General features: G+C 67.7%; 19 protein-coding genes and 4 tRNA genes. 11 read left to right on the forward strand and 12 right to left on the reverse strand.

The annotated features are described in order from the left end of the window. Positions 1-51 precede the first annotated feature (51 nt). The 3 genes from AC6CH0_RS14070 to pdxS are packed head-to-tail and all read right to left on the reverse strand — an operon-like array spanning position 52 to position 2160. The gene (locus AC6CH0_RS14070; RefSeq protein ID WP_498101903.1) at positions 52-582 is read right to left on the reverse strand and encodes a DUF1697 domain-containing protein; all 531 of its coding nucleotides are present in this window, start codon (positions 580-582) and stop codon (positions 52-54) included. Positions 583-625: 43 nt separating this feature from the next. Next, complete coding sequence (gene pdxT / locus AC6CH0_RS14075; protein ID WP_498101905.1) at positions 626-1273, reverse strand: pyridoxal 5'-phosphate synthase glutaminase subunit PdxT; 648 nt, start codon at positions 1271-1273, stop codon at positions 626-628. After that, positions 1270-2160, reverse strand: coding sequence for a pyridoxal 5'-phosphate synthase lyase subunit PdxS (gene pdxS, locus AC6CH0_RS14080; protein WP_498101907.1), 891 nt, complete (start codon positions 2158-2160; stop codon positions 1270-1272). Before pdxS ends, pdxT begins: the two co-directional genes overlap by 4 nt. An 83-nt stretch (positions 2161-2243) precedes the next feature. On the opposite strand from pdxS, the gene AC6CH0_RS14085 reads away from it, so the two are divergent. Both AC6CH0_RS14085 and pdxY read left to right on the forward strand, forming a co-directional pair. Continuing rightward, on the forward strand, positions 2244-3635 hold the full coding sequence (locus tag AC6CH0_RS14085) for an aminotransferase class I/II-fold pyridoxal phosphate-dependent enzyme (protein ID WP_498101909.1): 1392 nt from the start codon (positions 2244-2246) through the stop codon (positions 3633-3635). Between the two features lie 7 nt (positions 3636-3642). Beyond that, positions 3643-4494, forward strand: coding sequence for a pyridoxal kinase PdxY (gene pdxY, locus AC6CH0_RS14090; protein ID WP_498101911.1), 852 nt, complete (start codon positions 3643-3645; stop codon positions 4492-4494). 49 nt (positions 4495-4543) lie between these two features. Here pdxY and AC6CH0_RS14095 read toward each other — a convergent pair whose 3' ends face one another. Together AC6CH0_RS14095 and thrS are read right to left on the reverse strand one after the other, a co-directional pair. Continuing rightward, complete coding sequence (locus AC6CH0_RS14095) at positions 4544-5116, reverse strand: HIT family protein (RefSeq protein WP_498101913.1); 573 nt, start codon at positions 5114-5116, stop codon at positions 4544-4546. Further along, positions 5113-7122 carry a threonine--tRNA ligase gene (gene thrS, locus AC6CH0_RS14100; protein WP_498101915.1) on the reverse strand — a complete coding sequence of 670 codons (2010 nt, stop codon included), beginning with the start codon at positions 7120-7122 and terminating at the stop codon, positions 5113-5115. The genes AC6CH0_RS14095 and thrS overlap by 4 nt, the downstream gene beginning before the upstream one ends. Positions 7123-7227: 105 nt before the next feature. On the opposite strand from thrS, the gene AC6CH0_RS14105 reads away from it, so the two are divergent. Beyond that, positions 7228-7821, forward strand: a complete 594-nt coding sequence (locus AC6CH0_RS14105) for a hypothetical protein (RefSeq protein WP_498101917.1) — start codon at positions 7228-7230, stop codon at positions 7819-7821. A 77-nt stretch (positions 7822-7898) separates the two neighbouring features. On the opposite strand, the gene AC6CH0_RS14110 is transcribed toward AC6CH0_RS14105, so the two are convergent. The 3 genes from AC6CH0_RS14110 to AC6CH0_RS14120 all read right to left on the reverse strand — a co-directional run bounded on the left by AC6CH0_RS14110 (position 7899) and on the right by AC6CH0_RS14120 (position 8201). After that, positions 7899-7973, reverse strand: a tRNA-Val gene (locus AC6CH0_RS14110). Between the two features lie 25 nt (positions 7974-7998). After that, positions 7999-8072 (reverse strand) — tRNA-Cys (locus AC6CH0_RS14115). A 57-nt stretch (positions 8073-8129) separates the two neighbouring features. Continuing rightward, positions 8130-8201: transfer RNA gene (locus AC6CH0_RS14120), tRNA-Gly, on the reverse strand. Positions 8202-8449: 248 nt separating this feature from the next. Between AC6CH0_RS14120 and AC6CH0_RS14125 the strand changes: the two genes are divergently transcribed. Then, positions 8450-8522: transfer RNA gene (locus tag AC6CH0_RS14125), tRNA-Val, on the forward strand. Positions 8523-8656: 134 nt separating this feature from the next. Beyond that, complete coding sequence (locus AC6CH0_RS14130; RefSeq protein WP_498101919.1) at positions 8657-9016, forward strand: VOC family protein; 360 nt, start codon at positions 8657-8659, stop codon at positions 9014-9016. A gap of 22 nt (positions 9017-9038) precedes the next feature. On the opposite strand, the gene AC6CH0_RS14135 is transcribed toward AC6CH0_RS14130, so the two are convergent. The 3 genes from AC6CH0_RS14135 to zapE form a co-directional block, all read right to left on the reverse strand. Beyond that, positions 9039-9581 carry a type II toxin-antitoxin system PemK/MazF family toxin gene (locus AC6CH0_RS14135; RefSeq protein WP_498101921.1) on the reverse strand — a complete coding sequence of 181 codons (543 nt, stop codon included), beginning with the start codon at positions 9579-9581 and terminating at the stop codon, positions 9039-9041. Positions 9582-9646: 65 nt separating this feature from the next. Next, positions 9647-10909 carry an ammonium transporter gene (locus tag AC6CH0_RS14140; RefSeq protein ID WP_498101923.1) on the reverse strand — a complete coding sequence of 421 codons (1263 nt, stop codon included), beginning with the start codon at positions 10907-10909 and terminating at the stop codon, positions 9647-9649. Positions 10910-11078: 169 nt separating this feature from the next. Then, positions 11079-12134, reverse strand: coding sequence for a cell division protein ZapE (zapE, locus tag AC6CH0_RS14145; RefSeq protein WP_498101925.1), 1056 nt, complete (start codon positions 12132-12134; stop codon positions 11079-11081). A gap of 144 nt (positions 12135-12278) precedes the next feature. Here zapE and AC6CH0_RS14150 point away from each other — a divergent pair, with 144 nt between their 5' ends. Then, positions 12279-13178: a sulfurtransferase gene (locus AC6CH0_RS14150; protein WP_498101927.1), complete on the forward strand. Its 900-nt coding sequence runs from the start codon at positions 12279-12281 to the stop codon at positions 13176-13178. Between the two features lie 45 nt (positions 13179-13223). Then, the gene (locus AC6CH0_RS14155; RefSeq protein ID WP_498101929.1) at positions 13224-13661 is read left to right on the forward strand and encodes a SufE family protein; all 438 of its coding nucleotides are present in this window, start codon (positions 13224-13226) and stop codon (positions 13659-13661) included. 30 nt (positions 13662-13691) lie between these two features. Here the strand turns inward: AC6CH0_RS14155 and AC6CH0_RS14160 are convergent, their stop codons facing one another. Then, positions 13692-14906 carry an alpha/beta hydrolase family protein gene (locus AC6CH0_RS14160; RefSeq protein WP_498101931.1) on the reverse strand — a complete coding sequence of 405 codons (1215 nt, stop codon included), beginning with the start codon at positions 14904-14906 and terminating at the stop codon, positions 13692-13694. 82 nt (positions 14907-14988) lie between these two features. Here AC6CH0_RS14160 and AC6CH0_RS14165 point away from each other — a divergent pair, with 82 nt between their 5' ends. The 4 genes from AC6CH0_RS14165 to AC6CH0_RS14180 all read left to right on the forward strand — a co-directional run bounded on the left by AC6CH0_RS14165 (position 14989) and on the right by AC6CH0_RS14180 (position 20185). After that, positions 14989-15576: a DUF3000 domain-containing protein gene (locus AC6CH0_RS14165; RefSeq protein ID WP_498101933.1), complete on the forward strand. Its 588-nt coding sequence runs from the start codon at positions 14989-14991 to the stop codon at positions 15574-15576. Continuing rightward, positions 15569-16765 carry an HRDC domain-containing protein gene (locus AC6CH0_RS14170; protein WP_498101935.1) on the forward strand — a complete coding sequence of 399 codons (1197 nt, stop codon included), beginning with the start codon at positions 15569-15571 and terminating at the stop codon, positions 16763-16765. Before AC6CH0_RS14165 ends, AC6CH0_RS14170 begins: the two co-directional genes overlap by 8 nt. A 76-nt stretch (positions 16766-16841) precedes the next feature. Then, the gene (locus AC6CH0_RS14175; RefSeq protein ID WP_498101937.1) at positions 16842-18047 is read left to right on the forward strand and encodes a thiolase family protein; all 1206 of its coding nucleotides are present in this window, start codon (positions 16842-16844) and stop codon (positions 18045-18047) included. Continuing rightward, a complete protein-coding gene (locus tag AC6CH0_RS14180; RefSeq protein ID WP_498101939.1) occupies positions 18047-20185 on the forward strand; it encodes a 3-hydroxyacyl-CoA dehydrogenase NAD-binding domain-containing protein in 2139 nt (712 codons plus the stop codon). Before AC6CH0_RS14175 ends, AC6CH0_RS14180 begins: the two co-directional genes overlap by 1 nt. The last annotated feature ends 68 nt before the right edge of the window (positions 20186-20253 follow it).

The raw sequence follows: 20253 nt of genomic DNA on the forward strand, positions 1-20253 counted from the left end.
GACTGCGAGTCGCGCCCAGCCAGTCTAAGACAGCGACCGTCGAGCGGCCGTTCAGTCGAGCAGCTTCACGAGCGTGCGCAGGTTGCGATTCGTGGTCGTCGGCTTGAACCGCGTCTTCGCGGTGAGCTTCGCGAAAGCGCTGCCGACGCCGCTCTGGCGGCGATTGTGCCAGTAGATGACGCCGTCGCCGCGTTCGATCACGTCGTCGACGCCATCGAGGTCGCCGGTGGCGGCAGCGAGCTCGGCGAGGTGCGCGTCGTCGGAGCCGAACAGCACGTACGGGTGCCAGCCCTCGCGCGCCGAATCGAAGGGGAACGCCGCGACGACCCGTTCGAGCTGCGCGCGAGTGAGGAGCACGATCCAGGCGTCGTAGCCGAACCGATCGTGGAGGGCCCGCTCGATCTGCCTCTTCAGGTCAGCGGATGCCGCGGCATCCGTCGCCTCGAATGCGACGTTGCCGCTCGCGAGCACGGTGCGCACGTGGTTGAACCCGAGCCCCTCGAACACCTCGCGCAGCTCGACCGATCGGATCGTGATACCGCCGACGTTGACTCCGCGAAGGAGGGCGATCCACTTGGTCATGCGGCGAGTGTATCGACGGGCGAGCTCGGGCCGACAGATCGGCTCAGCCGTCGCGGCGGGCCAGCACCTTGCCGAGGAAGTACTCGTGGAAGCGGTACTCCCCCGTGATCTCGGGGTGGAAACTCGTGCCGAGCAGGTTGCCTTGCTCGACGGCGACGACGCGGCCGTCGGCGAGCGACGCGAGCGGCGTCGCGGCGTCGCCGACCGAGTCGACGACGGGACCGCGGATGAAGACCGCGTGCACCGGCGCGTCGCCGAGTGCCGGGACCTCGAGATCGGTCTCGAACGACTGGTTCTGCGAACCGAACGCGTTCCGGCGAACGACCACGTCGAGCCCGCCGAGCGACTCCTGGCCCGAGATCGCGTCGAGCACGGTGTCGGCGAGCATGATGAGGCCCGCGCAGGTGCCGTAGACCGGCAGGCCTGCCGCGATCGCCCGCTTCAGGGGCTCCTGCAAGCCGAAGATTCGGGCGAGCTTGTCCATCACGCTCGATTCGCCGCCGGGGATCACGAGGCCGTCGATCGCATCGAGTTCCTCGGGACGACGCACGAGCGACACCTCGGCGCCGAGCTTGGAGAGCACGTGCGCGTGCTCGCGGAAGTCGCCCTGGAGGGCGAGCACGCCGACGCGGGGCCCGGCGTCTGCCGTGTGCCCCGCGTCGAGCGATTCGCTCCGGAGGTTCGTCGTCACCAGCCGCGCTCTGCGAGGCGGTGCGGGGCTGCCAGGTCGCTCACGTTGATGCCGACCATTGCTTCTCCGAGGCCGCGCGAGGCAGCGGCGATGACCGAGGGGTCGTCGTAGAAGGTGGTCGCCTTGACGACCGCGGCAGCACGGGCCTCCGGGTTGCCCGACTTGAAGATGCCGGAGCCCACGAACACGCCGTCGGCGCCGAGCTGCATCATCATCGCGGCGTCGGCCGGCGTCGCCACGCCGCCGGCCGTGAAGAGCACGACCGGAAGCTTGCCGGTCTCGGCGACCTCGAGCACGAGGTCGTACGGGGCCTGCAGCTCCTTGGCGGCGACGTAGATCTCGTCGCGCGTCATCGACTTCAGCTGGTTGATCTCGGAGGTGATCTTGCGGATGTGCTTCGTCGCCTCCGACACGTCGCCGGTACCCGCCTCGCCCTTCGAGCGGATCATCGCCGCGCCCTCGTTGATGCGGCGGAGCGCCTCACCGAGGTTCGTGGCGCCGCAGACGAACGGCGTGTTGAACGACCACTTGTCGATGTGGTTCACGTAGTCGGCGGGCGAGAGCACCTCGGACTCGTCGATGTAGTCGACGTCGAGCGCCTGCAGCACCTGCGCCTCGACGAAGTGGCCGATGCGGGCCTTCGCCATGACGGGGATCGAGACCTCGGCGATGATCGCCTCGATGAGGTCGGGGTCGCTCATGCGGGCGACACCGCCCTGCGCACGGATGTCGGCGGGCACGCGCTCGAGTGCCATGACGGCGACAGCACCGGCGTCTTCAGCGATTCGCGCCTGCTCAGCGGTGACGACGTCCATGATGACGCCGCCCTTCAGCATCTCGGCGAGTCCGCGCTTCACGCGGCTCGAACCGGTCTCGGGTACGGTCACAAGGAATCCTCTCGGACGAGCGCGCACGAACGTCGCGCATCAGAACAGACGAACAGAACTATTGTCCTAGGCCAAAAGATAACATGGTCGAAGACTTGATGAAGGGCGGGTCCGTGGTCATCGACATCGAGGGGCGCTCCGCGTCCGAGATCGCCGAGAGCCTGCGCACGCTCGTGGAGCGCGGAGCACTCCGCCCTGGGGACGCACTCCCCCCGGTGCGCGCGCTCGCGGAGCACCTCGGCGTCAACCGCAACACCGCGGTCTCGGCCTACCGTCAGCTGATGCGCGCCGGAGTCGTCATCACGCTTGGCCGCGGTGGCACCCGAGTGGCAGGCACCTCCGCGGTGGCCCAAGAGGGGTTCGCCGCCGATACGGCGTTGCGTGACATCGGCACCGGCAATCCGGATGCCTCGCGGATCCCCGACCCGTCGCAGGCCCTGGCGAGCGTCGCCGGCCGCCCCGTGCTGTACGGCGAGCCCGTCATCGATCCGGATCTGGAGCGCTGGGCGCACGAGTGGATGAGCGGCGACCTGCCGGCCGGCACGGCGATGCGCCTGACGGTGACGAGCGGCGCTGCCGACGCCGTCGAACGCCTGCTCGCCCAGGCCCTGACGCGAGACGACGCGGTGGCACTCGAGGACCCCTGCTTCCTCACGAGCATCCACACGGTGCGCGTCGCGGGCTACCGGCCGGTGCCGGTGCCGGTCGACGACGAGGGCATGACCGTCGACGGTCTCCGGGCCGCGCTCGAACAGGGAGTCCGCACCGTCATCTGCACTCCGCGCGCGCAGAACCCCACTGGCGCGAGCCTCTCCGAGCGCCGGGCGACCGAGCTCCGGGCCGTGCTGAGTGACCACCCGTACGTGCTCGTCATCGAGGACGACCACTACTCGGTGCTCTCGCGGCAGCCGTACCACTCGCTCATCGGCGCCGAGCACCGGCGCTGGGCGCTCGTGCGCTCGGTGTCGAAATTCCTCGGACCCGACATGTGCCTCGCCGTGACGGCCTCGGATCCTGAGACCGCCGATCGGCTCGCCGTGCGCCTGACCCCGGGTACCACCTGGGTGAGTCACCTCCTGCAACGGCTCGTGCACGCGCTCGCGACTGACCGCGATGTCTCCGCACGCATCCGTGCACACGGCGAGCACTATGCGGCGCGCAACACCGCATTCGCGGAGCTGCTCACGGCGCAGGGCGTCCCGACGAAGCCCGGCGACGGGCTCAACGTCTGGGTTCCGCTCGGCGTGCCCGCCCGCGCCGTGTCCGAGCAGCTCATGCGGCGCGGTTGGCTCGCACGGCCCGGCGACGAGTTCGCACTCGGCGACACCGGACCGTCCGAATACCTGCGCCTGACCATCCACGACCTCGTCGACGCCGATCTGCGGAAGCTGGCAGCCGATGTCGGCGCCGCGGTTCGCGCGGTGCGCGAGCAGGCCGGACTCACGGACTCGACGCGCGCTCCCGAGATGCGATGATCGATCGGTGAAGATTCTCTCGATCCAGTCCGCGGTGGCCTACGGACACGTCGGCAACTCCGCCGCCGTCTTCCCGCTTCAGCGCATCGGCGTCGAGGTGCTCCCGGTCTACACCGTCAACTTCTCGAACCACACCGGCTACGGCGCCTGGCGCGGCCCGATGATCAGCCCCGATGACGTGCGCGAGGTCATCACCGGCATCGAAGAGCGCGGCGCGTTCCCGCAGATCGACGCGGTGCTCTCGGGGTACCAGGGCGGCGAGGGCATCGCCGACGTGATTCTCGACGCCGTCGCGAGGGTGAAGGCCGCGAACCCGTCGGCGATCTACGCGTGCGACCCCGTCATGGGCAATGCGAAGTCCGGATGCTTCGTGGCTCCGGCGATCCCGGTGCTGCTTCGCGACCGGGTCGTGCCCGCCGCCGACCTCATCACGCCGAACCAGTTCGAGCTGGGCTTCCTGACCGGCACGACGCCCGACACTCTGGAATCGACCCTGGCATCGGTCGATCTCATCAGGGCGACGGGCCCGCGCATCGTGCTCGTGACGAGCGTCGAGCGCCCCGATCGCGAGGAGGGCACGATCGAGATGCTCGCCGTCGATGACACCGGTGCGTGGATCGTGCAGACGCCGCGCCTGCCGATCAAGGCGAACGGCTCGGGGGATGTCACGGCCGCGCTGTTCACCGCGCACTACCGCCGCACGGGCGACTCGGCCGACGCGCTTGCGCGAACGACGTCGAGCGTGTTCGACCTGCTCGCACTCACCCATGAATCGGGTGAACGCGAACTGCAGCTCATCGAGGCGCAGGAGTCCTACGCGAACCCGAGCCTGCAGTTCGCCGTGCGTCAGGTTCGCTGACCGTTGGTCGAGTAGCGACGAAGGAGCGTATCGAGACCGCGCTCGTCACCTACTCGACCGACGTCGGCCACGCCTCGGCGATCTCCTGCCGCACCTCGCCGAGCAGGCGCGGCAACGCTTTCGTGCCGGCGATGATCGGGAAGAAATTCGAATCGAGCGCCCAGCGGGGCACGATGTGCTGGTGCAGGTGCTCGGCGATGCCGGCGCCGGCGATGCGGCCCTGGTTCATGCCGATGTTGAACCCGTCGCACTTCGACACCCGCTTCACGACGCGCATTGCGATCTGCGTGAGTTCGCCGATCTCGGCGACCTCTTCAGGCGTCGCCTCGTCGTACGTCGCCACATGACGGTACGGGCAGACCAGAAGGTGGCCACTGTTGTACGGATAGAGGTTCAAGAGCACGTAGGCATGGTCGCCGCGCGCCACGATGAGTGACTGCTCGTCGCTCATCTCGGGCGCCCGGCAGAACGGGCAGGCGTGCTCGTCAGGCTGCTGCCCGTGCTGGATGTAGACGAGCCTGTGCGGCGTCCAGAGCCGTTGGAACGCGTCGGGCACGCCCGCCAGGTCAGCCGCGGCATCCGTCGGAACGCCGTCGAACTCGTCGCGCTGGTAGGCGCTCATGAGAACACGTCGTCGCGCGTGACCACCTGACGACGCTCGTCGATCACCTGCCGGATGCGTTCGACCGCCTCGGCGATCCGCACACCGTTCTCTTGGCTGCCGTCGCGGAAGCGGAAGCTCACGGTTTCGCCGCTGCGGTCGTTCTCACCGGCGATCAACTGGAGCGGCACCTTCTGCTGGGTGTGGGTGCGGATCTTCTTCTGCATGCGGTCGTCGCTCACGTCGAGCTCGGCGCGCACGCCGAAGCCCTTCAGCTGTTCGATGATCGCGCCGAGGTAGGGTGCGAACTCATCCGCGACGGGAATGCCGACGACCTGCACCGGCGCGAGCCACACCGGGAACGCCCCGGCATAGTGCTCGAGCAGAATGGCGAAGAACCGCTCGATCGAGCCGAACAGTGCCCGGTGGATCATGATCGGGCGCTTCTTCTGACCGTCGCGATCGGTGAACTCGAGTCCGAACCGCTCGGGAAGGTTCGGGTCGACCTGCACCGTCGAGAGCTGCCAGGTGCGCCCGATCGCGTCACGGGTCTTCAGGTCGATCTTCGGCCCGTAGAAGGCCGCCTCGCCGGGCATCTCGGTGAGCTTGAGTCCGCTCGAGCGCGCGACGTTGCGCAGTGCATTCGTCGAGTACTCCCAGAACTCGTCGGAGCCGATCCACTTCGACTTCTCGTCGTCGCGCATCGACAGCTCGAGCTCGAAGTCGTCGAGGCCGAAGTCGCGCAGCATCGAGATGACGAAGTCGAGCACCTTGGCGACTTCTTCTTCGAGCTGTTCAGGGGTGACGAAGAGGTGCGAGTCGTCTTGCGTGAACCCTCGCACCCGGGTGAGTCCGTGGAGTGCGCCCGAGAGCTCGTTGCGATACACGGTGCCGTTCTCGGCCATCCGGATCGGGAGATCGCGGTAGCTGCGACCGCGTTCCTTGTAGATGAGGATGTGCATCGGGCAGTTCATGGGCTTCAGGTAGTAGTCCTGGCCCTGCTTCGTGATGTTGCCGTCGGCGTCGCGCTCCTCGTCCATGCGGATGGGCGGGAACATGCCCTCCTTGTAGGTGACGAGGTGATTCGACTGGAGGAAGAGATCCTCTTTCGAGATGTGCGGCGTGTAGACGTAGGTGTAGCCGCCCTCGATATGACGACGACGCGCGTGCTGCTCCATCTCCATGCGCACGGTGCCGCCGCGGGGATGCCAGACCGAGAGACCGGAGCCGATCTCGTCAGGAAAGCTGAAGAGGTCGAGCTCGCGCCCGAGCTTGCGGTGGTCGCGCTTCGCGGCCTCTTCGAGCCGGAGCTGGTAGGCGCGCAGTTCGTCTTTGCTCGGCCACGCGGTGCCGTAGATGCGCTGCAGCTGCGGATTCTTCTCGGAACCGCGCCAGTACGCCGCAGCGATTCGAGTGAGGGCCCAGCCGTTGCCGATCATGCGGGTGTTCGGCAGGTGGGGTCCGCGGCAGAGGTCTTTCCAGATGGTCTCGCCGGTCTTCGGGTCGACATTGTCGTAGATCGTGAGCTCGCCAGCGCCGACCTCGACCGACTCGTGGTCGTCGCCGCTCGACTCGCCATGTCCGGCAGAGCCCTTCAACCCGATGAGTTCCAGCTTGTACGGCTCGTTCGCAAGCTCGGCGCGCGCCTCGTCGTCGGTGACGACTCGGCGCATGAAACGCTGACCGGCGCGCACGATACGCGACATCTCTTTATCGAGCGCTTTGAGGTCGTCGGGCGTGAACGGCTCGGCGACGTCGAAGTCGTAGTAGAAGCCGTCGGTGACGGGTGGGCCGATGCCGAGCCGGGCCTCGGGATTCACGGACTGCACCGCTTGGGCGAGCACGTGCGCCGCGGAGTGACGCAGGATGTTCAAGCCGTCGGGCGAGTCGATCATGACCGGTTCGACCACGTCGGCGTCGGTGACCGTCGTAGCGAGGTCCTTGAGCTCGCCGTTGACGCGCATCGCGACAACGGATCGGTCGGTGAAGAGCTCGAAGCCGTCGGCCACCTGATCCACTCCTTGCATTCGGTCGGAAGAACTCTTCAACTGTAGTCGCCGCACGAGAGCCCGCCGGGCAGTTCGGTGCTGCCCCGGAGGCGTTCATCGCACCACCGTTCTAGAGTTTTCCTCATGAACGAGACATCGAATGACCTGGGCTCGCGGAGCGAGTTCGATGAGCGCATCATCGAACTCGCCGACTTCGAGCCCGACGTCCGCCTCGAGGACTGGGCCGAGAAGTACCGGCTCGGGGAACTCGCCGTCGGTCCGATCTTCTGGGCCCCGATCGAGCTCCTGTCCCCCACGCGCACCATCGGCACGGGCCGAACGAACCTCACGCTGATCCGGCCCACCATCCTGCAGACCGATGCCGCCACACCCTATGCGGGCTTCGACCGACGCGAGTCGCCCACGCGCAACCCCGCGGTGTCGATCCACTTCGAGCCGGCCGCGTACGGCGTCACCGGGATCGGCACCTACGTGTGCACCTTCTCCATCGAGGCATTCGGCCGCGCGACCCTGAACGCGAGCGGTTACGCGGCATCCGGAACCGTGGTGGGCGGCGGGCCCCGGAGCGTGAACGGCAAGCAGACCGTGAGCATCACGCTGAAGAACCTGCCGGCTTACGGCGGCTGGGTCGCCATCGAGCAGACAGCGGGCGAGGCGTGGTCCTGGTACTCGACGCGCATCTCCTATCCCCCGCTCGTGTTCGAGCAGGTGGGATGACGCGCGCACGCCGCAGCTCCACCGCGACGAGGTCGCCGAGAAACGATGAAAGCCCCGGCGGGGCCGGGGCTTTCATGTGGTGGGCGATACTGGGATCGAACCAGTGACCTCTTCCGTGTCAGGGAAGCGCGCTACCGCTGCGCCAATCGCCCAAGTCGAGAATGGAAGTTCTCAGCTTGGAGGTGGATACGGGATTCGAACCCGTGTATACGGCTTTGCAGGCCGCTGCCTCGCCTCTCGGCCAATCCACCGTGTCTGGGTTCACCACCAAAAGAACAGGAATCGGGCTTTCGCCCGATCCTGATCAGAGCGGATGACGAGATTCGAACTCGCGACCCTCACCTTGGCAAGGTGATGCGCTACCACTGCGCCACATCCGCATTGCCCGCGTTTTTGCGTGCAGAGAGACTCTAACCGATTCTCTGAACGATTCACAAACTGACGGGGTCGCGGGGTGGATTCGCGCCGGTCACGGCCGGAATCGGGGGGTACTTCCCGGGCGTGTCGACGTGCCGCGGAGCCCTCGTTCGGGCACGCGAACCGGCACCCCTCGGCTCGATGTGCATTCGCCCCACCGGGTCGGCTAGTATCGAGTCCGCGGTCACCGATTGCGACCGCCAACCCACATGGGCGATTGGCGCAGCTGGTAGCGCGCTTCCTTCACACGGAAGAGGTCGTCGGTTCGAGCCCGGCATCGCCCACGAAAGCCCCCTCTCCACAGGGGGCTTTCTTCATTTCCGGATGCACCTTCCGAGCGCCGGCGGTTCGCCCGTTGTGGCGCCTCCGAGCCCCGACTACCGTGTGCTGTGAACACGCGACGATGCGAGGGGGAACCATGTCTGGCGAGGTTTCGTTCATCGAGTTCGGTGCAGCGGATGCCATGACCGCACGCAGCTTCTACGGAAAGCTCTTCGGCTGGTCGTTCGAGTCGGGGCCGGGCGGCGACGGCTACGCCGTCGACGGTGCCGGCGTGCCGGCCGGCGTGCACGGCGGCGACCCCGGGGCGGCCCCGTACGTCTTCTTCAGGGTCGACGACCTCGACGCCGCCGTGGCGACCGTCGAGCGGCTCGGCGGCACCGTCGAGTCCGTCGATGGAGCCGACGATGCGGCGGCTGTCGCGATCTTCGGCGAGTTCAGGCTGTGCCGTGATGATCAGGGCTCGCCATTCGGTCTCCACCGGCCGCCGCGGGCCTGACCTGCTGCAGCGAGTCTCGAGGTCAGCGCCAGCCGTAGCGCGCGTCGAGCGCCGCGGCGACGAGACGGTACCGTTGCGCGTCGAGCGATGCGGCCTCGCGCCGCATGCCGCCCGCACGCACCCGGAAGACCCGGTCGATGCGCGCCCAGCTCGCGCGCCCCTCCGCGTCCCACGCTCCATCGCCCAGCGCGACGAAGTCGCGGTCGACGTCGTGCGCCTTGCTCGTCAGCTGAACGGCGAGGTAGTCGCCCGCGCCCGATGCTGCGACGATCACGACCGGGCGGTCCTTGCCGCGGCCGTCGTTCTCCTCGTACGGCACCCACGTCCACACGACCTCGCCGGGGTCGGGTTCCCCATCGCGCGAGGGCGCATAGCCGAGCCGAACGCCGCGCAGCTTCCGTGGATCCACCTCGATCGTCGCCGACGGCCCGGCCTGCCCCGGTGAGAGCGTCTCGGTCGAGACGAGCGGACGCACCGGCGCATCCGCCCGCTTGGTCGACCCGCTGCCGAAGAGTGCGCCGACGACACGGCTGAGGGCGGTGAGGAAGCGGCTGGTGTCTGACACACCGGCACACTACCCCACCGCCCTCGCGGCCCGATCGGTCCGTCAGGCCCGATCGAACAGATCGATCAGACGGTCTCGAGCTTGTACGCGTCCTCACCGTGCACGACGGTGTCGATGCCGGCGATCTCGTCTTCGTTGGTCACGCGGAAGCCCATCGTCTTCTGGATGATGGTGCCGATGACGTACGTCACCACGAACGAGAACACGAGCACGGAGAATGCTGCGATCGCCTGAACGAGGAGCTGCGTCGGGTCGCCGCTGTAGATGAGACCGGTCCCGTTCGCGAAGATGCCGAGGAAGAGCGTTCCGATGAGTCCGCCGACGAGGTGGATGCCCACCACGTCGAGAGAGTCGTCGAATCCGAACTTGAACTTGAGGTCGATCGCCAGCGCGCAGACGGCACCGGCGACGAGGCCGAGCACGATCGCCCAACCCGGAGTGAGGAAGGCGCAGGCCGGCGTGATTGCGACCAGACCAGCGACCGCACCCGAGGCTGCGCCGACCGAGGTGGGCTTGCCGTCCTTGATCTTCTCGACGAGGAGCCAGGCGAGCAGGGCAGCCGCCGGTGCAGCGAGCGTGTTGATCCAGGCGAGCGCTGCGGTGCCGTCCGCCGCGAGCTCCGAGCCGGCGTTGAACCCGAACCAGCCGAACCACAGCAGGCCCGCGCCGAGGAGCACGAAGGGCGGGTTGTGGGGCACGTGGGCGCCCTTCGAGAACCCGACGCGCTTGCCGAGCACGAGCGCCAGGGCGAGTGCAGCCGCACCGGCGTTGATGTGCACCGCCGTACCGCCGGCGAAGTCGAGTGCGCCGACCCCGAAGAACTCCTGCATGCCGTACGTGATCCAGCCGCCGTACGCGAAGCTGCCGTCATCTGCGAGGCCGAAGTTGAACACCCAGCTGGCGACCGGGAAGTAGACGATCGTCGCCCAGATGGCGGCGAACACCATCCAGGCGCCGAACTTCGCCCGGTCGGCGATCGCACCCGAGATCAGAGCGACCGTGATGATCGCGAACGTCGCCTGGAACGCCACGAAGGCGAGCGGCGGGTACGCGGCGCCTTCGGGAGTCTCGAGGAGGCTCGTGAGTCCGAGCGCCGACCAATCGATGGCGAACGGTGCCGAGAGGCCATCAGCCGACGGGAAGGCGATCGCGTAGCCGTAGAGCACCCAGAGCACTCCGATGAGGCCGATGGCGCCGAAACTCATCATCATCATGCTGATGACGCTCTTGGCCTTGACGAGACCACCGTAGAAGAATGCGAGTCCCGGCGTCATGAGCAGCACCAGTGCAGCCATGATCAGCAGGAACGCCGTGTTGCCTTGATCCATCTCGAACCTCTCTCGGATTTCAGGGGGAAGCCTGTGCGCCCCAGTTTCACGAGGCGACGTTTCCGAAGGGATCGTCTGTTGTTTCGAGTTGGTTACGTCGTCGGCCGCCAGGTAAACAGCACGTTTCGTACAACGGGGCAACGCGTGGGAATCGCCACGCATCGCCGCCTCAATCGTGCGGCGGCAGCTCGCCCGTGGTCAGTGCGATCATGCGCGACATCGCACGCAGGTACTTCTTGCGGTAACCGCCCGACATCATGTCGTCGGCGAAGACCTCGTCGAGCGGCAGGCCGCTCGCGATGATCGGCACCTCGGCGTCGTAGACACGGTCGATGAAGGCGACGAGACGCAGCGCCGCGTTCTGATCGGTGAGCTCGTGCACCCGCTCGAGGGCGATGAACTCGAGGCCGGCGACGAGCTTCACGTACTTCGAGGGATGCACCGTCGCGAGATGATCGATGAGCTCGTCGAAGCCGTCGAGCGAGACCCGATGGCCGCGAGCGGCAAGTGCGGCTGCGGTGCGGGAGACGTCGGCGTCGCCCGCGAGCGACTCGGCGTGACCCTCGGTGTCGCGGCGGCGGTAGTCGAGCCCATCGATGCGCAGCGTCTCGAAGTTCGACGAGAGGGCGTGGATCTCACGGAGGAAGTCGCTCGCCGCGAACCGGCCCTCGCCGAGCGCGTTCGGCGGCGTGTTCGAGGTCGCGGCGACGCGGGTGCCCCCCGCCATGAGCTCGCCGAGGAAGCGCGTCATGAGCATCGTGTCACCCGGATCGTCGAGTTCGAACTCATCGATGCAGACGAGCTTCGCGCCCCGCAGCAGCTCGACGGCCGGCTGGTAGCCGAGCGCGCCGACGAGCGCCGTGTACTCGATGAAGGTGCCGAAGTACTTCGGACCGTGCGCCACGTGCCAGAGAGCGGCCAACAGGTGCGTCTTGCCCACGCCGAAGCCGCCGTCGAGGTAGACACCCGGCAGCTCGATGCGCGCAGGGCGCTTGCGGGAGAAGAACCCGCCGGGGCGTTGCGCGGCACGCCAGGCACCTGCGAACTCCTTCAGCCGTTCGAGCGCCGCCTGCTGCGACGGGAAGTCGGGATCGGGCCGATACGACTCGAACGACGCGTGCTCGAACTGCGGCGGCGGCGAGAGCTCCGATGCGATCTCGGCACCCGAGATCGACGGGTTCCGTTCGACGAGACGAACGAGGGCGTGGCTCGATGCCGTGGTCATGCTGGAGGAGCTCCCGTATTGCATCGGATGACCGGCGTACAGACTTCGCCCGTCGCGCCGCGTAGATTCGTGGGTGGACAGGTGATCAGCCTAGTCCGATCCCTCGAATCACCCCGCCCGACCGGGCGATCCCTGGAGGTACTCATGTCCGCCGAGTTCGACTCAGCAACGAAGCTCGCCGAGTACGCGCATCCCGAGCGTCTCGTCACGACCGGATGGCTCGCCGAACACCTGGGTGAACCCGGGCTCGTCGTCGTCGAGTCCGATGAAGATGTGCTGCTGTACGAGACCGGGCACATTCCCGGCGCCGTGAAGATCGACTGGCACACCGACCTCAACGATCCAGTGGTGCGCGACTACATCGGCGGCGAGCAGTTCGCCGCGCTGCTCGGTTCGAAGGGTATCGCCCGAGACACCACCGTCGTGATCTACGGCGACAAGAACAACTGGTGGGCCGCATACGCCCTCTGGGTGTTCACCCTGTTCGGTCACCGCGACGTGCGTCTCCTCGACGGCGGCCGCGACCTCTGGATCGCCGAAGGTCGTGAGTTCACGACGGATGCCCCCGAGGTGACGCCGGTCGACTATCCCGTCATCGAGCGCGACGACCGAGCGGTGCGCGCGTACAAGGACGACGTGCTCGCGCATCTCGGCAATCCGCTCATCGACGTGCGATCGCCCGAGGAGTACAGCGGCGAACGCACGACGGCGCCGGCCTACCCCGAAGAGGGTGCCCTGCGCGCCGGTCACATCCCCACTGCTGCGTCCGTGCCGTGGGCGCGCGCCGCGGCTGCCGACGGCACGTTCAAGACCCGCGAAGAGCTCGACGCCATCTACCGCGGGGAAGTCGGACTCCAAGACGGCGACGACATCGTCGCCTACTGCCGCATCGGAGAGCGGTCGAGCCACACCTGGTTCGTGCTGAACCATCTGCTCGGTTTCGAGAAGGTTCGCAACTACGACGGATCGTGGACCGAATGGGGCAGCGCCGTGCGAGTGCCGATCGTGACCGGCGTCGAACGCGGAGAACTCCCCCGCCACTGAGCGGAACGACGGGTGGGCCGCGCTGGTCATGGGAGAATGAAGCCGATGGACGCGACGACCCTGCCCGCACGACTCACCGAGACCCGCGATGACTTCCTGGCGCTCGGTGTGCGCGACCGCCTGCAGTTGCTGCTCGAGTTCTCGAACGAACTGCCCGAGTTGCCCGAGCGGTATGCAGACCATCCCGATCTCTTCGAGCGGGTCGAGGAATGCCAGTCGCCCGTGTTCATCTTCGTCGAGGTCGACGACGGTCGCGTGCACCTCTACGCCACCGCTCCAGCCGAATCACCGACGACGCGCGGCTTCGCCTCGATCCTCGCGCAGGGGCTCGACGGGCTCAGCCCGCAGGAGGTGCTCGACGTGCCGGCCGACTATCCTCAGTCGCTCGGACTCGCCGAGGCGGTCTCACCGCTCCGCGTCCGCGGCATGACCGGCATGCTCGCCCGCATCAAACGACAGCTGCGCGAGCGACTCGCCGCCTGAGCCGTCGATCGGCGCCCGGTCCGGCCCGACTCAACCGGCGATCTGCGCCTCATCGTCGCGGCGGGCGACCCCGTCGGCGTGGCGCGCCAGCCAGTCGCGCACGAGCCCGACCCATCGTTCGGGATCGTGATTCCAGAGCTTCGTGTGCCGAGCCCCTTCGAACTCCTCGAACTCGATCAGGTCGGGCCGTGCCGCCGCGAACCGGCGCGATCCGTCGATCGGCACGAAGCCGTCGTCGACGCTGTGCATCAGCAGCATCGGCACGTCGAACTCATCAGCGCGGGCGACGGGGTCGAGCTGCTCGACGTCGATCGGAGCGGCGATCCCGGTGAGACCGGCGCCGAACGGCCCGCCGAGCACCTGCACGACGAGGTCGCCGAGCTCCGACGGCATCCGGTTCAGTCGCCCTTGGAAGCGGAGGATGTCGGCCCAGTCGATCGCCGGGGAGTCGAGCATGACCCCGACGAGACGCTCTCGCACCTCAGCGGAGCGCAGCACGGCCTGCAGCGCGATCGCCCCGCCCATCGACCAGCCCATGAGCACGACCTGCTCGGCGCCGTGCTCGACGGCGAACCGCGTCGCCGCGACCACATCGGCCCACTCGGTGCCGCCGAGCCCGTACCTTCGGTCCTCGCTCTCCGGCGCTTCGCCGTCGTTGCGATAGGAGATCAGCAGCGAGTTCCAGCCGGCGGCGCGAGCCGGCTGCACCGCGCGAAGCGCTTCAGGGCGCTTGGCGCCCCGACCGTGCACCTGGATCAGCCATCGCGCCGAGGCATCCGCCGATCTGATGAGCCAAGCAGGAGCCGGACCGAGCTCGGTCTCGACCACCACGTTCTCGTAGGGTGCATCGAGTTCCCACGGGCCGAGATGGTAGTAGCCGTCCATGCGACCACGGGTTGCTCGATCGAGCCGCCCGAAGTCGACGGAATCGATCGATCGACGAACCTCGCGCCCGGTGTCTTCGATGACGCCGCCGAGTCGTGCATGGCCGGCGTCGTGGTCGAACCAGATCCCGTACCTGCCCTGCATACGGGTCTCGTCGGAGCCCGCGAGCGTGATCTCGCCGCCGGCCAGGTCGACGCGGATGATGCGCACGTCCTCCTCGCGCTTCTCGGGTGGCGTGACCACCTTCCGCGCGAAGTACACCGCTGCGGCGCCCGTCACCGCGCCGATCGTCAGCGCCACGAGTCCCACGGCAGCAGCCGCGATCCCGATGGCCGCACCGGCCGCGCGCGTTCGCCCCATTCGTTCCTCCCGAAGAGTCACCGTTCGGAGTGCTGCGGCGTGCCGCCGACGTCCCCCGTAGTCGAGACTCTAGTCTGCACTCGTGCCCGACTCAGCGCCTCCGCTCCCCGCAGAGTTCGCGGCTGCCCTCGACTCGTTGCGTGCAGCCGTTCCCAGAGCGGAACTGCGCATCTCCGAGATTCCGGCACCGGGATCGCTCGCACCGAACGCCGTCGCCCTCTCGGCGGATGTCACTCCGAGCCGCCACGACGATTCCGAGCTCGGCACCGGTCGATTCGTGCTGCTGCACGATGCCAGCGAACCCGAGGCATGGGGCGGCAGCTTCCGGGTCGTCTGCTTCGCCCAGGCACCGCTCGAGACCGACATCGGCCTCGACCCGTTCCTCGCAGACGTCGCATGGTCGTGGCTCGTCGACGCGCTCGACGCCCGAGGCGCGCGTTACATCGCCGCGTCCGGCACCGCGACGAAGATCCTCTCCACCGGATTCGGGGAGCTCGCCCGTCAGGGCGACGGCGCCCAGATCGAGCTGCGCGCCTCCTGGACCCCGCTCGACGCGGCGATCGGCCCGCATGTGGAAGGCTGGGGAGAATTGTTGTGCATGCTCGCAGGGCTTCCGCCTCGGTCGGAAAGGGTGACCGCCCTGCCACGTCGGAGGTCGAACCGTGGATGAATTCCAGGTGATCGAAACCCCCGCCGCCTTCGACGAGGCGGTGCGGCGGCTACTCGATGGAACGGGCCCGATCGCCGTCGACGCGGAACGAGCGAGCGGATTCCGCTACTCGCAGCGGGCATACCTGATCCAGATGTACCGGCGTGGCTCCGGGACCTTTCTCTTCGACCCGCCGCAGATTCCCGACTTCTCCGAACTCCAGGCCGGCATCCACGCCGAGGAGTGGGTGCTCCACGCCGCCAGCCAAGACCTCGCCTGCCTCCGCGAGGTCGGGCTGGATCCCGACCGCATCTTCGACACCGAGCTCGCGGCTCGACTGCTCGGCCTGCCACGTGTCGGCCTGGCGTCCGTCGTCGAGGAGCTGCTCGACATCAAGCTCGCCAAAGAGCACTCCGCATCCGATTGGTCGACGCGGCCATTGCCGCAGTCGTGGCTGAAGTACGCTGCGCTCGACGTCGAGCTCCTCGTCGACGTGCGAGAGAAGCTCGGCGTCAAGCTCGTCGAGACCGGCAAGGCCGAGCTCGCCGAGGAGGAGTTCGACGCCGTACTGCATCGAGCCGCCAAGCCGCCGGCTGCAGAGCCGTGGCGTCGCCTCTCCGGCATTCACGCCATGCGGAGCCCGCGCAACCTCGCCGTCGCCCGCGAGCTCTGGCTCTCACGCGACGCGCTCGCGACGGAGCTCGACGTGGCGCCCGGGCGCCTGGTACCGGATGCCTCGCTGCTCGCCGTCGCCCGATCGTTGCCGTCGACCCGTCGAGCCCTCGCCGACCTGCGCGAGTTCAACGGCCGCGCGAGTCGCACCGAGCTCGATCGCTGGTGGAGCGCCGTCGAGCGCGGGCTGACGACGACCGAGCTGCCGGCCGTTCGGGTGCCGAGCGACGCGCCGCCGCCGCCGCGCGCATGGGCGGCGAGACATCCCGATGCGGATGCCCGTCTGCGCCTCGCGAAAGTCGCGGTCGCAGAGGCCGCCGAAGCGCTCGACATGCCCGTCGAGAACCTGCTGACTCCCGACCACCTTCGTCGGGTGGCCTGGACGCCACCCAAAGAGACGACGCCGGCATCGATCGGTGAGGCACTGCTCGCCCTCGGCGCTCGTCACTGGCAGGTTGCGGCAACCTCACAGTTAATCGCGGAAGCATTTGTGGAGGCGGCACAATCCCTCGAGGACGCCACCTCCGACGCTTCGTAGGTTCCGTCAAGCGATACAGCACCTCCGCAGCGGCATTCGTAGGATCGAAGCATCCTGATCGAAAGTGAGCTGCAGCGTGGCTGATCAAGCTGAAGTCGTGTTCGTCGACGGGGTCCGCACCCCGTTCGGCAAGGCCGGCGACAAGGGCATGTACTGGAACACCCGAGCCGACGACCTCGTCGTGAAGGCGATCGTCGGACTCCTCGAACGCAACCCGAACATTCCGAAAGACCGCATCGACGATGTCGCGATCGCAGCGACGACCCAGACCGGCGACCAGGGGCTGACGCTCGGCCGCACAGCGGCCATTCTCGCGGGTCTTCCCAAGACCGTCCCGGGCTTCTCGATCGACCGCATGTGCGCGGGAGCGATGACGGCGGCCGCCATGATGTCGGGCTCGATCGGCTTCGGCATGTACGACCTCGCAATCGCCGGTGGCGTCGAGCACATGGGCCACCACCCGATGGGCTCCGGCGTCGACCCGAACCCGCGATTCCTCAGCGAGAAGCTCGTGGGCGAAGATGCACTCGTCATGGGCGCCACCGCCGAGCGCATCCACGACCGGTTCCCGCAGCTCACCAAGGAGCGCAGCGACCGCTACGCCCTGGCGAGCCAGCAGAAGACGGCGGCCGCCTACGCCGCGGGCAAGATCCAGCAAGATCTCGTGCCCGTCGCGATCCGCACCGAGCAGGGCTGGGGCCTCGCGACGCGCGACGAGGTCATGCGTCCCGAGACGACGCTCGAGGGACTCGCGGGCCTGAAGACGCCGTTCCGGCCGCACGGCCGCATCACCGCGGGCAATGCCTCGGGCCTGAATGACGGTGCGACCGCGGCGATCCTCGCCTCCGGCGCCGCAGCGAAGGAACTCGGCCTCGCTCCGAAGATGAAGCTCGTGAGCTTCGCCTTCGCCGGTGTCGACCCCGAGATCATGGGCATCGGCCCGATCCCCGCGACCGAGAAGGCGCTGCGCAAGGCGGGCCTCACGATCGCCGACATCGACCTGTTCGAGATGAACGAGGCATTCGCGGTGCAGGTGCTCTCGTTCATGGACCACTACGGCATCGCCGACGATGACCCCCGCGTCAACCCCTGGGGCGGCGCCATCGCCGTCGGTCACCCGCTCGCCTCCTCGGGCGTACGCCTCATGAACCAGCTCGCGAGCCAGTTCACCGAGCGGCCCGACGTGCGCTACGGCATCACGAGCATGTGCGTCGGCCTCGGCCAGGGCGGGACGATGATCTGGGAGAACCCGAACTTCAACAAGAAGGCGAAGAAGGCCTGATGACCGACTACACGAAGATCGATTTCGAATCCCTCGCAGCGCTGTCGGACGATGAGGTCGTCACGCACTCCTTCGTGCGCGACGTGCCGCTGTCCGGCGGCAAGACGCTCGCACTCCTCACCCTCGACAACGGTCGCGACCATACTCGCCCCAGCACCCTCGGCCCGGTGTCGCTGCTCGAGTACGCGACGACGCTCGATGCCCTGAAGGCCCGCGCCGCCGCCGGCGAGATCCACGCCGTGGGCATCACCGGCAAGCCGTTCATCCTCGCGGCCGGCGCCGACCTGTCGAAGGTCGCCGAGATCCCTGACCGTGAGACCGCCCGCAAGATGGGCCAGCTCGGCCACTACGCGCTCGGCAAGGCATCCGAACTGGGCGTGCCGTCGTTCGTGTTCATCAACGGGCTCGCGCTCGGTGGCGGTCTCGAGATCGCATTGAACGCCGACTACCGCACAGTGGATGCCTCCGTGCCGGCCGTCGCGCTGCCCGAGGTCTTCCTCGGCCTCATCCCGGGATGGGGCGGTGCCTACCTGCTGCCGAACCTCATCGGCATCGAGAACGCCCTCAAGGTCGTCATCGAGAACCCGCTGAAGCAGAACCGCACGATGAAGGCCGACGACGTGATGGAGCTCGGCATCGCCGATGCCAAGTTCGCCTCGGTCAGCTTCCTCGAGGACTCCATCGCATGGGCCGACGGGGTCGTCTCCGGTCGCATCAAGGTGAAGCGCCCCCACGAACCCGGCAAGGTCGAACGCCTCGTCAAATGGGACGCCGCGATCGCCATCGCCACCAAGATGCTGAAGAGTCGCATCGGCTCCGTACCGCGGTCGCCGTACGCCGCGCTCGACCTGCTCAAGGCAGCGAAGAGCGGCACGAAGGCCGAGGGGTTCGAACGCGAAGACGAGGTGCTCTCCGAGCTCATCGTCGGCGACCAGCTCCAGGCATCCATCTACGCCTTCAATCTCGTGCAGAAGCGTGCGAAGCGCCCCGCGGGCTCACCTGACAAGGCCCTCGCGAAGAAGGTCACGAAGGTCGGCGTGCTCGGCGCCGGATACATGGCGAGCCAGCTCGCCCTGCTCTTCGTGCGTCGTCTGCGCGTGCCCGTCGTGATCACCGACATCGATCAGGCTCGTGTCGACAAGGGCGTGGCCTACATCGCCGAGGAGATCGACAAGCTGCTCGAGAAGGGCCGCATCTCCCGCGACGAATCGAACCGCCTGAAGGCACTCGTGACCGGCACCACCGACAAGTCGGACTTCGCCGACTGCGACTGGGTCATCGAGGCCGTCTTCGAAGAGCTCGAGATCAAGCAGAACGTCTTCGTCGAAGTGGAGCAGTTCATCTCCCCCGAAGCGGTGCTCGCCACGAACACGTCATCGCTCTCAGTCGAGCAGATCGGCGCGAAACTCGCACACCCCGAACGGCTCGTCGGGTTCCACTTCTTCACCCCTGTCGCGGTCATGCCGCTGATCGAGGTCGTGAAGACGCCGCACACCGACGAGGCGACGCTCTCGACGGCGATGGTCGCCGCCAAGAACCTCCGCAAGAACGCGGTCATCACCGCCGATACCCCGGGGTTCGTGGTCAACCGCCTGCTCGCGGTGCTGCTCGGCGAGGCGATGCGCGCTGTCGACGAGGGAACCTCCTTCCAGACCGTCGACGAGGCGATCGCGCCGCTCGGTCTACCGATGGCACCCTCGGCGCTGCTCGATCTCGTGGGTCTCAAGGTCGGGGCGCATGTGCTCGACACGCACCACGCCGCGTTCCCCGAGCGGTTCTACCGCAGCGAGAACCTGCACAAGCTCGCCGAGTACGGCACCCTGCTCGAGAAAGACGACAAGGGCAGGGTCAAGGGCTTCGACAAGGGCGCACTGAAGATCGTCGCCGGCGGCAAGACCGCCCGGTCGACCGACGAGATCCTCACGGCGTTGCAGGACGGCCTCGCCCAGGAGGTGCATCTCATGCTCGAGGACGGCGTCGTCGCGGCCGCTGAAGACATCGACCTGTGCATGTTGCTCGGCGCCGGCTTCCCATTCCAGATGGGCGGCTTGACTCCGTACCTCGACCGAGTCGGCGCATCGGAGCGGGTTTTCGGCGACACGTTCCACCACCCGACCGTGAAGGGCGTGGGCGCGTAGGCGCAGCCTCTCGAAGCAACGCAACCCGAGGGGGCGCCGTCCGCAGCGCGGACGGCGCCCCCTCGGCG

This window comes from Agromyces sp. GQ35 (assembly GCF_059758475.1).